At 42.0% G+C, this 15,870-nt stretch carries 15 protein-coding genes and 1 pseudogene; 2 read left to right on the forward strand and 14 right to left on the reverse strand.

What is annotated here, in order from left to right:
- From QYF49_RS08635 to QYF49_RS08655, 5 genes and pseudogenes are all read right to left on the reverse strand, one after another.
- A complete protein-coding gene (locus tag QYF49_RS08635) occupies nt 1–450 on the reverse strand; it encodes a hypothetical protein (protein WP_290399222.1) in 450 nt (149 codons plus the stop codon).
- A 527-nt stretch (nt 451–977) separates the two neighbouring features.
- Nucleotides 978–1,208 (reverse strand): hypothetical protein, encoded by a 231-nt coding sequence (locus tag QYF49_RS08640; protein ID WP_290399223.1) that lies wholly within the window; start codon nt 1,206–1,208, stop codon nt 978–980.
- Between the two features lie 13 nt (nt 1,209–1,221).
- Complete coding sequence (locus QYF49_RS08645; RefSeq protein WP_290399224.1) at nt 1,222–1,560, reverse strand: hypothetical protein; 339 nt, start codon at nt 1,558–1,560, stop codon at nt 1,222–1,224.
- Between the two features lie 13 nt (nt 1,561–1,573).
- Nucleotides 1,574–1,753, reverse strand: coding sequence for a hypothetical protein (locus QYF49_RS08650; RefSeq protein WP_290399225.1), 180 nt, complete (start codon nt 1,751–1,753; stop codon nt 1,574–1,576).
- A 111-nt stretch (nt 1,754–1,864) separates the two neighbouring features.
- A pseudogene (locus QYF49_RS08655) lies at nt 1,865–2,497 on the reverse strand (SpoVR family protein); the annotation flags it as partial.
- Nucleotides 2,498–2,819: 322 nt separating this feature from the next.
- On the opposite strand from QYF49_RS08655, the gene QYF49_RS08660 reads away from it, so the two are divergent.
- Nucleotides 2,820–3,203, forward strand: a complete 384-nt coding sequence (locus QYF49_RS08660; RefSeq protein ID WP_290399226.1) for a VOC family protein — start codon at nt 2,820–2,822, stop codon at nt 3,201–3,203.
- A gap of 133 nt (nt 3,204–3,336) precedes the next feature.
- Here the strand turns inward: QYF49_RS08660 and QYF49_RS08665 are convergent, their stop codons facing one another.
- From QYF49_RS08665 to nirB, 9 genes are all read right to left on the reverse strand, one after another.
- Nucleotides 3,337–4,374, reverse strand: coding sequence for a nucleotidyltransferase domain-containing protein (locus QYF49_RS08665; RefSeq protein WP_290399227.1), 1,038 nt, complete (start codon nt 4,372–4,374; stop codon nt 3,337–3,339).
- Nucleotides 4,375–4,463: 89 nt separating this feature from the next.
- Nucleotides 4,464–6,098 (reverse strand): bifunctional metallophosphatase/5'-nucleotidase, encoded by a 1,635-nt coding sequence (locus QYF49_RS08670; protein ID WP_290399228.1) that lies wholly within the window; start codon nt 6,096–6,098, stop codon nt 4,464–4,466.
- A 293-nt stretch (nt 6,099–6,391) separates the two neighbouring features.
- The gene (locus tag QYF49_RS08675; protein ID WP_290399229.1) at nt 6,392–6,754 is read right to left on the reverse strand and encodes a hypothetical protein; all 363 of its coding nucleotides are present in this window, start codon (nt 6,752–6,754) and stop codon (nt 6,392–6,394) included.
- A 226-nt stretch (nt 6,755–6,980) separates the two neighbouring features.
- Complete coding sequence (locus QYF49_RS08680) at nt 6,981–7,907, reverse strand: AEC family transporter (RefSeq protein ID WP_290399230.1); 927 nt, start codon at nt 7,905–7,907, stop codon at nt 6,981–6,983.
- Between the two features lie 22 nt (nt 7,908–7,929).
- On the reverse strand, nt 7,930–8,241 hold the full coding sequence (locus tag QYF49_RS08685; RefSeq protein WP_290399231.1) for a hypothetical protein: 312 nt from the start codon (nt 8,239–8,241) through the stop codon (nt 7,930–7,932).
- Nucleotides 8,242–8,395: 154 nt separating this feature from the next.
- On the reverse strand, nt 8,396–9,268 hold the full coding sequence (locus QYF49_RS08690) for a LysR family transcriptional regulator (RefSeq protein ID WP_290399232.1): 873 nt from the start codon (nt 9,266–9,268) through the stop codon (nt 8,396–8,398).
- Between the two features lie 219 nt (nt 9,269–9,487).
- Nucleotides 9,488–11,629, reverse strand: coding sequence for an assimilatory nitrate reductase catalytic subunit NasC (gene nasC, locus QYF49_RS08695; RefSeq protein WP_290399233.1), 2,142 nt, complete (start codon nt 11,627–11,629; stop codon nt 9,488–9,490).
- Between the two features lie 31 nt (nt 11,630–11,660).
- A complete protein-coding gene (gene nirD, locus QYF49_RS08700) occupies nt 11,661–11,966 on the reverse strand; it encodes a nitrite reductase small subunit NirD (RefSeq protein WP_290399234.1) in 306 nt (101 codons plus the stop codon).
- 30 nt (nt 11,967–11,996) lie between these two features.
- Nucleotides 11,997–14,408, reverse strand: coding sequence for a nitrite reductase large subunit NirB (gene nirB / locus QYF49_RS08705; protein WP_290399235.1), 2,412 nt, complete (start codon nt 14,406–14,408; stop codon nt 11,997–11,999).
- Nucleotides 14,409–14,600: 192 nt separating this feature from the next.
- On the opposite strand from nirB, the gene QYF49_RS08710 reads away from it, so the two are divergent.
- A complete protein-coding gene (locus tag QYF49_RS08710; protein ID WP_290399236.1) occupies nt 14,601–15,806 on the forward strand; it encodes a nitrate/nitrite transporter in 1,206 nt (401 codons plus the stop codon).
- Nucleotides 15,807–15,870 lie beyond the last annotated feature (64 nt).

A 15,870-nucleotide genomic window follows, 5' to 3' on the forward strand; every position in this document is an offset into this window, starting at 1 on the left:
TTACCTCACTTTGATAAAGAAAACGTGACTCGCACTACCTTGTTTCCAGATACCGTGTGTATTAACCGCATAGACACCCTGATCACGAGGTGCTAAAAAGACACCACCCGCCATCGGCAACGCTTCTTCTGGTTCCGATTTATTTTTTGTCCAAAGAGTTACACTCTTTGATTCTTTAATTGGTTTTCGATTATAGGTAATCCTGATTTCTTCCTTAGGTTTTACATGTATAATTTTTTTATCACTCATCATAAAAGGTTCAACCATATCAACACATTCACCGCTCAAAAATCCGTCCCAACAATAACTTCCTTGTTTGACTGGAATATTGATACTTCCTTCTGCTATCACTTTTGGCATTGGTGGCTTAGCGTTCTTATAGTTGTATACAAAAAAACTTGATAATAGCAAAAGAGCAATAATAAGGACAGGTAACCATTTTCCTTTCATGTAAATCCCCCTTCTTTTTTACATTTTATCCCTATGTATAGTTAGTCGTTAAAATTAGTTATTAGTTTCACTATGTCTTTTCCAACGATCAAGCTCGTTAATTGAATAAAATGCAGGCAGGTGTTCAATGATTTTTTATGGAATATTTATACAAATACTTTTAGGAGGTAAAGATGAAATATTTCGTTCTGTATACGCTTGAGGACAATTATATCCATGAATCATATCTTAAAGGTAAGTCATACAAATATGTATTTGAAAAGATACAACATTATTCGAACGGTATACTTTCAACTGATAAAGAGACATTAATCACTAGTAACATAAGTCATGGATATCTTCGGGAAGTGGATAACGAATATCCTGCTTTAACGAATCGTGACTACTTTTATATAGATGAAGCGAACAGTTTTTCATCATTAGATATTTCACATTAATAAAGTAAAAAAGCCAGCAGGCAGCTGGCTTTTTTCTTTTGTGTAACTGGAGTATGTGGGATTTTATAAATGGAAGGATTAATTCTTTGCTCATGCCAAATCTCGTTTCATGCATTTACCACAGTCTTTAAATGAAAAACCTTTATACTCAGAATCATAAGAGCTTATCGCTTCTTCTTTAGAGGTAAATTTAATCCATCCACCATCCTCAAGTAAGTGATCAATACCTTTCCTTTTAGTTCCTTCTAAAAGAATAGTATGACAATTTAAAAAATGCAGAGTACAAGACTTAGTTGGTTTATCGATATTCAATAAATACATAATATCTCCACCTTTATTTCAAATATTTCTCTTTTGACCTAATGACTCTTGCAGGATTAGAAATAAAGCTATTGTCAGACCTTGGAATCTTACCGTAATATTTCTCATCCTTCTTTGCAAAATCCTCTTTTGACCCTACACCTGCCGTTAAATCATCAAAGTATGATAAATGCTCGTCAACGGACTGAATGGTTCTTGATTGTAAAATCTGATTAGCACTATATAGTTTTTCAGCATATATTCTTGTAACCTTTTTTACTTGTTTTTTATCTTTTCCTCTAATATCGTCTCTGTATCTATCAAGGATTATAGAAAAAATCTCATTTTCAGTTTCCGTCCATTGTTTTCTCATAATATTTGCACTCCTAAATAATTAGTGATGGTATGGACGTTTTTACCTTTCCAATGAAAAAAGGTATATGCGATGAAATGTGTTCTCCTCCTGGGACAAACACCCAGTGGAGATCTTGTGAAGCAGGTGGAGAAAATGCTTTCCATTCTTCAATGGAGTTAATGCTTTTTCCAGACAAACTTTTAATTAACATACAAACCCTCCTTTATCCCAATAAGCAGAAATCCTTTTCTTTATTATCCATTATTTGTATTTAAATGAACACAAAAAGATTACAAGCGACTTCGCTTGTAATCTTCTTATGTTATAAATACTTCCGATGCACAGTCTTCCCATCAAAAGTGAACAGAACAGGCTTCTGTTCAATCTTCGTCTCCATATGAACATGACGACCCCAGAGGTGATGAACATGGGGCAGCACTTTCTCCAGGTACTTCACATCAAGTTCCATATCTTCATAGCTATGAACGAAGTATAACTCACCATTTTTCATGTAATCCGCATCGTTAACTGTAATGTAAGGAAAGCCTCCATTTACTCGCATACCGACAAGCTGATCGCGGACTTGCTCCCACTGTTTATCAACGATCTTGTATTCTTTCCCCTGCTTTTGAAACAGATACATATCTTCCCGTTGTGCCAGGTCCTTAGTTAAATAGTTTCGGATAAAGGATATGTCTGATTCAAGTTCACGAACCTCAAATATCTTCTCACGTCCCGATTCAGGCTTCACTCCTTGTCGCAGCAATTCTTCATCTGGGTTATGATAGCGTTCTTCGATGTCTTTAAATATTTGAAGACCTAAGTAGTAAGGATTTATTGATGTCGTCGAAGGCTGTACAACGCCCGCGTTTAATTTAGCGAACTCGATTGTCTCATGAGAGGTTAAGTCCATTTCTTGTAGAATTTTGGCGTTCCAATAAGATGCCCAGCCTTCGATCTCCTAAGGATTTTCATTTATTTTTTTAATAAACATTAAAGCAAGTATTTCATATTATCCTAAGTTTATTACTTACTTACAGCATCATACTCTAAATTAAATTCTTCAATCTGATTTACTTCCAGGCGGTTCGACTAGAACGGATCAAGCAGCTTTCTCACACTCAGCCTGTCCAATTTGTGGTCTTCGATATTTTAATGTATAAAGAGACCTCCGCCCTCTCCCACTCCTGGAGCGTAAGAAAATTCTCCAAGAAGCGGGTGATCTCTCCTTCTTCATCGAATATGTAACATTGATACAATGAAAAGGTGGAATGTCTATGAACTCTCTTTCTTCTCCTATTGCCTGTAAGGTAAACAATGTTTTCATCCATGTTAGTAACCTAGAAAAATCAGCAGAATGGTACAGTGATTTACTTGCGATCCCATTCAATAAGGATGACGTTGCATCACCTGTATATAACATACCCATTACTTCTGAGACTGGACTTACTTTGGACGATCATACTTTTGATCCAGGATTTACATTAAGTCCTTCAGAACATGTTCTATTTAATTTCTTCGTCGAGGATATTGATGAAGCCTATAAATTTGTTAAAAACAAAGAAAGTACAATCGTTAGGGAAATAGAACGTATTGATCATTTTGCCTATTTTAACTTTAAAGATTTAGATGGAAATGTGTTAATGATTTGTAATTGTTAAGGTTTTGTGCCCTGATTTATAACCAGGGTGCCATTCTTTTATGATCCGTTCCCGTTGTTCCTCTGTTTGATTTTTATGAGCGATAATATGTACGATTTGTTGCGTAAAAAAGAGATGCCGATTTGGCATCTCACTAAAACGTGGGCATGTCTTTGTACGATTCATAGAATGATTCGGGGAACACATGATTCAATTCTGGTTCTTGTTTTCTCAACAGTTCAGTCATTAAGTCCCCTATAAACCGTTGGAAATCAGCATCAGTAAAGGGGATATTCTGTTTTTTCAAAGCTAGGCGGTTTTCAGCGAGGCTGCTGAAAATCCCGAGATTGCCCTCCATTTTAATGGAAAAGAGGGCGATTTGTTCCGAATCGGAAATCAAAACAACAGAATATCCCGTATCTTCCGTCGTTTTTGGTAAAAGAATGAGCTGGAGATGATGACCAGCGTACAAATCTACAACAAAAACTTGCAGGTCTTTTTTTAGGATGGGATGCTGCCCGAAAATCTTAATCGCGGGTTCCTCTGCCATCACAACTGCAGGTTCATAAAACCCTATGTTCTCCATATGTTTAGAATGGTTGAGCATATCAAGATCGATGTTGAACCTTTGTTTGACGTCATTTTTTATATGGTTCAAAACCGGTTCAACTTTTGTTTTCGCTCGGATGGTGTGATGCAACAAGAGGTCAATGTCCGAACCCTTTTTTTCAGTTCCAACAGCGACCGACCCGAAAAGGGACACGGTTTCAATGAACCAAAGGGAAGCCAAATGCTGACTGATCTCTCGTGCCCTCTGAAAGAGAGCACCTTCTATATTTGGTTTCGCCTTTTCTTCCGTGATTTTCCCTTGTTTCTTTAACTGATGAAACCATTTCACCAGCTTTTTCGCTTTTGGTTGGATTCGTTTCTGGATCTTCTTCAGTTCCGATTCCCAAGAAGTGATCGCTTCTGTTTTGGTCTCTCTTGCGTGCGGATAATAACTATAATAGAGTTCCATGTCGTCCAGGATAACAAATACGGTCCGAAACTCAGGGAAGTCCTCCAAATACTGAGTGAGGACGGTTCGTTGATTGGCATATTCTTTAAAAAGTTCCATCGGGAGTATCCGAGAAAATTGCATCAGCAGTATGCGTTCTTTTTTAGGTATCGATAGGAATAATTCAAGTTGCATCACCACCCCCCCCTATGGATTAAGTTGCCCAAGAATCCGACATGGTATGAACAAAAAAGGGATTCCGAGCTCACTCCTTTCTGTTGTCCCTAATTATTTAATTTTGTCATGCGGCCATCAATCGTTGGGTTTACCTCCCTTTTGGATTGAATAAAATGGATCAAGGCATCGAGGTCGGGTATATCAACCAATTGGTTTTTTCCATCCTCCAACGTGGTAAATCCATCTCCCCCACTAGCCATAAAGCTGTTGACAGTAACAGTATAAGTTTTGGAAGAATGAATTGCCGTACCGTCAGGAAGAGTTATTTCAACAATTCGGCCGCCTGCAGGGCGAGAGTCATCGTATTTTACTTTTAATCCCGAAATCTGAAGGATCTTTGTTCTTTCAGGATCTGCCCATTGCTGATTCAACAACTGTTTCACTTGATCCCCCGTTAACTCCATTTTCACAAGATCATTGCCAAATGGCTGAGCTGTAAATAGTTCCTTCCACAATATTTCGCCCTCATCAATGTCCGCGCGTATTCCACCAGGATTCATAAATGCGAAATCTGTATGAGTTTGAGCTCTCATGGCATCCGCAATCATGCTTCCTAACTCAGACTCTCCGTTCGAATTTTGTTGTTTGCTGATTGGAGCAGAGGCCGTTCCAATCCTTTGATTTAGAATTGGCGCTACATCTGACGAATACGCATCCACCATCTTTTTTATTTTTGCATCCGGTTTGATTTTGTCACGGTAGGCAGTTACAATTTCTGCTTTCTTTTTCACAATATCTTTCGTTACGGGATTAATCACTAGATCAACATCAGAAAACGCAGTACCGTAAGAGTAAGATTCTACAAGTAATTTGTTGTCAACCGTGGTATTCGTTAGTGCATGATTATGGCCGCCAAAAAGCACGTCTACTTCATCATCGGCTCCTTTAGCAATATCTACTAATTCTCCAGAAGCCTTTGAACCATCTTCTTTAGAAGCAGCCGGATTATGAGCTAGCACGACAATGGATTTGATTCCGTTCGCTTTTAATTTTTTTGCATATTTATTGATGGCTTTCGTCTCATCTGTAAATCGAACACCATCTGTGCCGCTTGGCATTACCACACTTGGTGTATCAGACAACGCAATCCCAATAAAGCCGATGGGAACTCCCTCTACTTTTTTGATGGCGTACGGGTCGAGCAATGGCTTATTGGTTTTATTATCAATCACATTGGCGGCTACATAAGGAAAGTCCGCACCTTCAAACTTGCCGTATTTCTCGACTGTTTTAGGGTGGCTGCCTCCATTTATAAGACGGAGCATTTCTTTTACTCCTTCATCAAATTCATGGTTTCCAGCCGTGCCTACATCAAAGCCCATTTTATTTAGGAACTTAATCGTTGGTTCGTCCTCAAGCAAAGCCGACACTGGAGAACTTGCGCCTACTGCATCGCCGGCATGAACCATAAGGGTGTTTTTAGGGTTGGCAGCTTTCCTTTTTTTAAGATAGGCTGCAAGATATTCCGCACCGCCAGCGTTACGTTTTTTATCATACGTATCAAGCTGTCCATGAAAATCATTAATACCAAGCAATTGAACGTTCACATTCTTTTGCTTGAGCGTTTGATCATCTGCGAATGCTTTTACGGCGTCTACTGCCCAAGGTATGGCAAGTACAAATAATGCCAAGGATGCGGCTAAAATCATCGATCTTAATTTAGTGAATGGCTGTTTCCGCATGAACAAATCCCCCCTAGAATCTAGTTGACAGCCCAATTATAATTTTTAAACATTAAGCTAAATGGGGGTAGTCGTAAAAATTAAGTAAATTCAAAAAATGGAAGACCTGGAAGGATGGTTTTCTTCCCACCATTCCAGGTCGTCCTCTTGCAAGTTAGTAATGCTACCTTACGTATTGAAATCAACTGTCATTTTGGCATTGCTTCCATTCCTCTTGAGACAGGATCTTTATTGCTTTCTTAACATTGGATACATTCATAATTATGAAATCGTTTTCTCCGATGTAAAATGATTTAACTTCTAAACTTACACCATAGGCTGCCGAACAATGTGCTGAAAACGCCTGGAATGCCCGCGGGAATGTTAGAGATAGCGATGATTGTTTCCTCTTGAAAAGAAATATTAAGAGATTGCAGTGTTTCTCTAACGATACGGAGACCATGGTTACTCTCAGATTCAGATGTACCAGCTACAAACCTGACAAAATTATTCTTTTGGCGGCCTTTCGTTAAGAAAAAACCCGAAATATTAACAGAATTCGAAGCAATATTTTTCAAAATACACGCCAAGGTTGGATCGTTTGCTATAAACGTAAATTGGGTTCTGAGATTGAGATCATATTTTAATTGCATGGGAATTTGATTAGAAGCCTCCATTTCCTCACATCCTTAATTTTTTTCATGGTAAAATATGTAAATGAAGAGGAATGGATTGGGTTTAAAAGATCACAGGAGAACAATGCGCTGAGAACTTGTGAACGTGGTCACTTTTAAAAAATTATAAGGAGTGCAGCCTAATATGCTTGCACTTCTTTTCTCATCACTATTTATGTAACTCGTAATACGTCCTCTGAACGCAAGATTTACTTCACCTCAGAAATATTTAATAAAATAAGACCTTTGATAAATAAACGACAAGCGTAACCGTAAGACTGCTGAAAAGCGTTGATAACAAGACGGTTTGAGCTGCGTAGGACGGATGGTTTCCATGTTCCAAAGCAAACAGGGCGCTGTTTCTTGAAGATGGAAATGAACTTGCGATGAACAGCGCTTGTGCCGTTGTACCATCAAGTTTCAGTGATAAAATGAGGGCCAAGGCGATCATTGGTGATATAATCAGGCGCCCGATAAGACTCAGCAGGAGTGGAAGAGAGAACTGATTAATCCTTAAATATGCACTCTGAGCACCAAGCGTAATGAGGGCAACCGCAATAAAAGCACTGGAAATATTATCAATGGGAGTCCAAAGAAAAGAGGGTAATTTTATTGCTGTCATTTGAAACGCGAGTCCGAGCAGCAGGGCAAAGAAAATGGGGTTCTTAAGGAACGATTTTATAGCCGTGGAACGTTTTGTATGAACCGAGGCAGAGTTCATTAAACCATAAGTATATGTAATAAAGTTCTGAAAAATAGTAACGATGACCTGAATGGAGGCCCCTAACGGGTTGTGCTGAAACACAAGCTGGCTGACCGGAAGTCCAAAGTTGCCAGAGTTGTTGAGCACCACACTGTTTTTAAAAGTCGCAGAAAGACTGCGGTCAAAACGGGATATTTTTGCAACGGTGCTGCTTAGGAGAATGAGACATCCATTTTGCAGCAGCAGAAAACCGATGATTGTAAGCAGTGCCTCTCCCCGGATTTCACTTTGATAGATATTCACAAAACTGACGGCTGGCATGAGCAGATAGTTATTTATCTTAGATAAGGTATTCAAATCGAGTTTATATTTGCGGTGAATAAACGCTCCGATGCCGATTAGAATAAAGACGGGGAGAATGACATTTACGATAATCATCAAAAATATTTTCATAAGATGTTCCTTTCTTCCTGAATTAGTAAGGTTCATAGATTTGGATAAACAGTTGATAGGAGTTGACGTATGTTACGGTGAATGCGATGTCATATTCACCGCAGCTTTCATCAAGTATATTTTCAACTCCCCAGAGAGGAAGGCTGAAATAATTCGCAGTTTTTGGCTCGCTGACTATCATCTTTTTATTGACAGCTCGAACGATCCCGTTTTTTATAGTGTTCATAAAGCCGAAGCCTATATTGCCCTCATGTTCATTCTGCAGGATCGCATCAAAATTTTTGCCTTCATTATCCTTAAAGCGTGCATAAAGCTGTTTTGATTGAATCTCCATTCACGTTTCTCTCCCTTCCATATTTCCATCATAGAGAGAAAGCACGGATGATTAAAATATCAATAACGAATCGACAGCGATATAAAAATGGAATGATAATCAGCCTCGAAATGGTGATCTGCAAAAAAAACCACAGGCTCAGAGCCTGTGGTTTTCAAAGATCATGGATAAAATCCAAACCTTGAACAAAACGGACAAATTCGGAAATTAGTTTCATCTCCATTGATTTCTCATGATAGAACATCCATGTTTCTCGAACAATCGGTTCTTGCTTTTCGTCCATAAGAGTAATTTTGAAAAGGTCTGTATTCTGATCCACTAGAACACTGGGAAGTATTCCATAACCTAAACCGTTCATGACCATCTCCTTGGCCGTTTCCCCCTTGTCCACCTCCATACCGACTATCCCCGGGCGGGAAAAGGTCCTGCTCCACCAATTATCGATGATTGTCTTTAAGGCTGGGTCTGTTCCATAATCAATCCTCGGAGTGGATGGTAAATCACTCAGCTTAATCTCCTCCCTGGATGTGATGCAGAGATTTTCTTCAAAAAGCCGTAGCTTTGCATCAGACCACTGATAATTTCCTCGCACAATACCAATATGTACATCATGATTATAGACAAGATTAAACACTTCTCTACTCCAGCCGGTCGTAACTTTAAAGTCTACCTGAGGAAATTTCTCACGGAAAAGCATTAACAGTTTGGGAAGTTTGTGCAAGGTTATATAATTGGAAACAGCGAGCCTCAGTGTCCCTGCAACTTCTTCACTCATATTGATGACGGTCTCCCTGATATTCTGGAACCGGCTGAGCACTTCATCCGCACACGTGGCGAGATATTCACCCTGGGGTGTAAATTGAACTCCCCTTTTTCCGCGTTCGATAATGACCAGCTTGAACTCCTTCTCGATGTGCTGAATTCTTTTCGTAAGGGCTGGCTGTGAAATATACAATTGCAGCGCCGTCTTCGTAATATTCTTTTTTTCATATAGAACCTTTAGTATAAGCCAATCCCGTTCATCCATCTCGACTTCCTCCATCGTTGCCATTTCAGATTGATATAATTAAAATTTACCACAGATCGAAGACATGTTCGCAGCAAAAAAGCTGTCCGCAATTGAGCAGACAGCCATATGTTAGGGGTTATTTGTCAATCAGCTGTTTAACTTCAGTATTCCTCTTCTATAAAAACCCGGCTGCTTGCATGCCGGGTTTTTCACTTTGTTTTTATTTGTCACCGACTTTCAATTTCTTGAAAGGTCAACCACGGGTGCAATTCTGACAGCACACACTTTGAACCCAGGCATCTTGCAAACCGGATCCAGTGCGTGATATGTAACTTTATTGATATTCTGCTCGTCCCCCCAATGAAAGGGGACGAATACCGTATCCTCACGTATGGACTCGTCATAAAGTCCCCGGGCTTGTATACTTCCCCGCGCAGATTCAACCTTAACCAACGAATGGTTTTGAACATGAAAGGCTCTGGCTGTACTCGGGTGAATCCTGATGAACGACTCGATCTCCCTCGCAGCGAGGGCAGGGCTTCTTCTGGTCTGTGCTCCCGTTAAATAATGGCTCATTACACGCCCTGTCGTTAAATACAGGGGGAATTGCCTGTTCGGTTGTTCCTTTGGTTTATGGTTGGCTACCGTTAAAAATTTCGCTTTCCCATCCTCGTGTGCAAAGGATTCGGTAAACAGCCTTCCTTCTCCTGGATGGCCAGGAGCGGGACATGGCCAAAATACTCTTTCTTTTTCCAGTCTTTTGTAAGTGATGCCGTAGTAATCGGCCTTTCCTCCCTTACTGGCCACTCTAAGTTCATTAAAGATCTCCTCTGCTGATTGAAAAGGAAAATATGTCTTCTTACCCAGCTGGACGGCTACATCACAAAGAATTTGCCAGTCATGTCTGACTTCGCCTGGACAGCTCCGCGCAGCTTTTCTTAACGTCACACGTCCTTCCATGTTGGTCATCGTTCCTTCGTCCTCCAGGTAGGACGAGCTCGGCAGCACTAAATCAGCGTGCTTTGCGGTTTCAGATAAAAACATATCAACCACGACTAAAAACTTTAGCTTTTTTAACGCGGATTCTGCCAGATTCGCATTTGGTGTTGAAACGAGCGGATTGGAGCCCATTATAAATAAAGCCTTGATTTCTTCGGCATCCATTTTCTCGATCATCTCATAGGCGGAAACACCTTTACCGGGCAGTTCTTCTTCGGTAATCCCCCAAACCTTGGAGATATATTTTCGATGTTCTGGATGCTCGATACTCCTGTATCCCGGAAGCTGATCTGCCTTCTGCCCGTGTTCCCTGCCTCCCTGCCCATTCCCCTGACCGGTTACAGCCCCGTATCCTGATCCCAGCTTACCGATGTTACCCGTCACTAAGATCAAATTTAAGAAGTTCCGTACTGTCGCATGACCATGTGTTTGCTGTTCGACACCTCTTGCTGTAAACACCATACCTGTGGAGCCTGTTGCAAAATGAACGGCTGCCCGCTCCATTTGTTCACGCTGGATCCCTGTTGACGCGGCAATTTCATTTAGATCAAGAGACTCGATATGCTCTTTTAACTCTTCAAAACCGTTCGTCCTCTCCTCAATAAACGAAAGATCATAGAGATTTTGGTCGAGTATGACTTTCAGCATGCCGTTGACGAGTGCTGCGTCCATGCCTGGTTTTACTTTAAGGTGCATATCCGCCAGTTTCGTTGTCAGTGTCTCTCTGGGATCCAGCGCGATAATAAAGGCTCCGTTCTCTTTTGCTTTTTGAAAATAGGGAAGCAAGGTTGGCTGGCATTCAGCAATATTGGTTCCCGCCAGGATGATACATCGTGAATAGGGGATCTCCTGCACCAAATTTGTTATGCCCCTGTCCAAACCAAATGCTTCATTCATCGCAGAGGCAGCTGCCGACATACAATAGCGCCCATTGTAATCGATGTGTTTTGTCTTTAAGGCAACCCTTGCAAACTTTCCTAATAAATAGGCTTCTTCGTTCGTTAGCGAGCCTCCCCCGTATACACCTACTGCATCATTGCCGTTCTGTTCCTGAATGCTCGTGAACTGCTCTTTAATAAAGTGTAATGCGTCATCCCATGATATTTGTTCGAAGTGACGACCCACTCTTTTCATCGGATGCAGAATACGCTCTCTATGAAGCGCATGCTGATGGGCGTTTCTTCCTTTTATACACAATCTGGCCTCTGACACCGTCTCTTTCAAGGGCAGTACTTTATATTTCTTTCGACCGCCTTCCCGTTGTTCCAGCAGCTGCATCGTGCATTGAACACTGCAGAACGGGCACTGGGTATCCATGGCTTTTTCATAGGCTGCTTCCTGCTGCTGGTGACGAAAATGCTGGAGAAAATTATTGGACATATGGCCTCACCTTCTTCGTTCTCTCTTCTCCCTATAAGCACAGATAGACTTTCTCATCCTGCACTTCTACTTTATACGTTTTGACGCAGCCGGTATCCGGGCCTTGGGCCTCTCCACTCGTCGTGCAGATCTTCCAATCATGCATCGGACAAAATACATAATCACCGCTGACTATTCCCTGGGAAAGAACACCACCCTTATGAGGGCAGCGGTTTTCAACTGCTTTGATCTTTCCGTTAGAAAGTCTGAAGAGTGCAATGTCATGCTCTGCGATTTTTAGCGTCACCCCTAGTTTTTCCGGCAAATTATGGAGCTGTGCGACTTCGATCCTGTTCATTTTGTCCTGCCTCCCTTTTCATTGTTCTGGTTAAACTTTCAAACTCTCAAACAATTTTTCTCGTGTTTCTTTGCTTCCAATAATTTCCTTCCAAGGATCCTGAGTATAAACGAGTGCTTCCTCGATCCGCTCGACTAACTGGCTGCGGCTTTCTTCGTCAAAAAGGACTTCACGTACATGCTCCAAGCCTACTCGTTCAATCCATTTCGATGTTCTCTCAAGATAGTTGGCTGTCTCTCTGTAGTACTGTAAAAACGCTGCAGCCATTGTGATTACTTCTTCTTTTGTCTGGACCGTACATAGCAGATCGCCGGCTCTCAAATGTGTGCCCCCGTTACCGCCGACATACAGTTCCCATCCACCGTCCACACCAACGATACCCAGATCTTTAATTCCGGATTCGGCACAGTTCCGCGGACATGCTGATACGCTCATCTTAACTTTATGCGGAGTATTCAGCCGTTCGAATTTCTTCTCAAGGTCGATCCCCATCTGGGTGGAATCCTGCGTGCCAAACCGGCAGAACTGTTCACCTACACACGTTTTTACGGTTCGCAAGGATTTAGCATAGGCATACCCTGATGGCATATCGAGATCGGCCCAGACATTAGGAAGATCTTCTTTTTTTATGCCCAATAGATCAATCCGCTGCCCCCCCGTTAACTTGATCATCGGAACATTATACGCTTCCGCTACGTTTGCAATTTTCCGCAGATCTTCTGCCGTTGTGACTCCGCCGTACATTCTCGGCACTACGGAATAAGTTCCATCCTTCTGGATGTTGGCATGGAGCCGTTCATTAACAAACCTGGATGCTGATTCATCCTCATATTGTGCGGGATTGATCATACCCAAATAATAATTTAATGCCGGTCTGCATTTCGAACATCCCTCTTTTTCTTTCCAATCAAGGACATGCATCACTTCCTTCACGAATTTCAAATCCTTTGTTCTGATTTCTTCAATGACTTCTTCCCGGCTTAATGTTGTACAGCTGCAGATCGCTTCCTTTTGCTCACTGTAATCGAAGTCATCACCAAGTGTATATTCCAGAAGTTCAGCAACGACGGGCTTGCAGCCGCCGCACGACCGCGAGGCATTTGTACAATCTCTTACCTGATCCACTGTTTTAAGATCCTGAGTAACGATGGCCTCACAAATCTCACCTTTGGTAACACCATTGCACCCGCAAACGACTTCACTCGCGGGCATGGAAACTACAGCGCTCTCTGCGGTATCCTCTGAAGGAGTGGCCAGAACTGCAATTTTTGGAAGGCCTGAAACATCAACCTTCTCAAGGATCATTTTTAGGAGGCGCGGACCGTCCTGAATATCCCCAAAAAGCACAGCTCCAATCACTTTGTTGTTCTGAAAAACAATTTTTTTATATATTCCTTCCACATCATCATGAATTTTAATAGCTTTCGTATGTTCACTTTCCATGAATTGCCCTGCTGAGAAGACATCAACACCCGACACTTTTAATTGTGTTGAGATGACGGACCCTTCATACTTCCTGTTCTTAAGCCCGGTTATTCGTTCTGCTAGTATCTTTCCTTGTTCATAGAGCGGAGCTACCAATCCATACACCATTTCACGATGCTCGGCGCATTCTCCCACTGCATAAACGTTTGGGATCTCGGTCTGCAAATAATCATCTACAACAATTCCGCGATTAACAGGAATGCCGCTGTCCTTTGCCAGCTGGACGTTAGGCTTTATTCCTACAGCCATTACGACTAAATCGGCATCCACAGTTGAACCATCCTTAAACCGTAATCCCTCTGCCCGTTTTCCTCCGAATATCTCTTCTGTTTGCTTTTCGAGCAGAAAATTCATCCCCTGGCTTTCCAGCTCTTTTTTCAGAAGATCTGATGCGACGAGGTCCAGCTGTCTGTCCATCAACTGGCCTGTAAGATGGACAACATCGACCTTCATTCCAAGGTTAATCAGGCCCCGTGCTGCTTCTAACCCCAGTAACCCGCCACCGATCACCACTGCTTTTTTATAATTTTGTGCAGCAGCAATCATGGTTTCACAATCTTTAATGTCCCGGAAAGCAGTAACTCCCTCTTTAACCGCACCAGGAATCGGCAGCATAAAAGGCTGTGATCCGGTTGCGAGGATCAATTGGTCGTAAAAGACCTCCTTGCCGAGGTCGGTAAAGAGGAGCTGTTGATCAGGATCAATCTTAATCACGGTTTCCCCTGTATATAGCTTGATATTATTTTCTGCATACCATGACATTTCATTTAACGTAATATCTTGAATCGACGTATCACCCTGAAGCACTGTGGATAAAAGAATCCGGTTGTAATTGGGATGAGGTTCACTGCCAAACACTGTAATATCAAAGGCTTCAGCGTCAATTTTCAAGATCTCCTCTATACACCTGACGCCGGCCATACCATTTCCAACTAGGACAAGCTTCTTTCTTTCCATAAGAACCTCCTAAGCAGTATTTGATGCTTTCTTGTTAACACCATACCAAAAGCAGACGAAGAAGACTTCACGTATGTCAGAAAACCTCACATTGTTTTTTATAAATTTGTCTGTTACCTTTTCTTCCATTAAAACTGCAAATCAATTTTAACCGGCGTAGACTAAGAGAAACCTTAGATTGGAGTGATATGAATGAAGTTAAAGGACTTAAGAAATAACGGACATGCCCCCTCGTTGATTGGATCCTTCCTGTATTTTGATGTGAGCTTCATGATTTGGGTACTGCTTGGAGCATTAGGGGTTTATATCACGAAGGACTTTGGTCTCTCCCCTTCTCAAAAAGGGCTTATCGTTGCGATACCCATACTCAGCGGATCATTATTCAGACTATTATTCGGCGTTTTAACCGATCGAATCGGACCAAGGAAAACAGCGATAGGGGGGATGATTGTCACTATGCTGCCGCTCTTGTGGGGTTGGCTGTCAGGTACTCATCTCGCTGAACTCTATGGAATCGGATTATTATTAGGGGTAGCGGGAGCAAGTTTTTCCGCCGCGCTGCCTCTGGCAAGCCGCTGGTATCCGCCCCATCTGCAGGGTGCTGCGATGGGAATTGCAGGTGCAGGCAACAGCGGAACCTTATTGGCTACCCTTTTTGGCCCGCGGCTCGCAGAACAGTTTGGGTGGAACGGTGTGATGGGGCTCGCACTAATCCCGCTCCTGGCCACGTTCACCCTTTATATATTGATCACCAAGGATGCCCCTTCACAGCCTCCTGCAAAGCCAGTAAAGGACTATTTAACTGTCTTAAAGATAAGAGATACCTGGTATTTTTGCCTTCTTTACTGTGTGACCTTCGGGGGATTTGTAGGATTGACCAGCTTCCTAAGTATCTTTTTCGTGGATCAGTACCACTTGTCCAGTATCGCTGCAGGAAACTTTGTTACCTTCTGTGTTGCTGCCGGCAGTTTTGTTCGTCCGATCGGAGGAATGATTGCAGATAAAATCGGCGGGGTACGGTTATTAAGCTATTTATTGATCGGTGTAACGCTATGCATGCTGGGAGTTAGCCAGCTGCCGTCCTTATTCCTTGTGACCGTTCTATTGTTTGCAGGAATGTCGTGTCTAGGTATGGGGAACGGCGCTGTCTTCCAGCTTGTTCCTCAGCGATTTAAAGAAGAAATCGGGGTCATCACCGGTATTGTAGGAGCGGCCGGAGGAGTTGGCGGTTTTTTCGTTCCGATTATTTTAGGTACACTAAAAGAGTTTTCTGGAAGCTACGCGGCCGGTTTTAACGTATACTCTTTGATTGGGATCCTCGCCTTTTTCATGTTAATGACTGCTCAGAACTCCTGGAAGAAAACATGGGCGATGAACAAAAGCTCTATTAAAATATAAATCCATAATAAAAAGATGGCGGAAAGGTGGGCTCCTCTATTGGCCTGCCTGCCGTCATCTTCTT

Origin of the sequence: Fictibacillus terranigra (genome assembly GCF_030412265.1) — a bacterium.
Taxonomy (GTDB): domain Bacteria; phylum Bacillota; class Bacilli; order Bacillales; family Fictibacillaceae; genus Fictibacillus_C; species Fictibacillus_C terrinigri.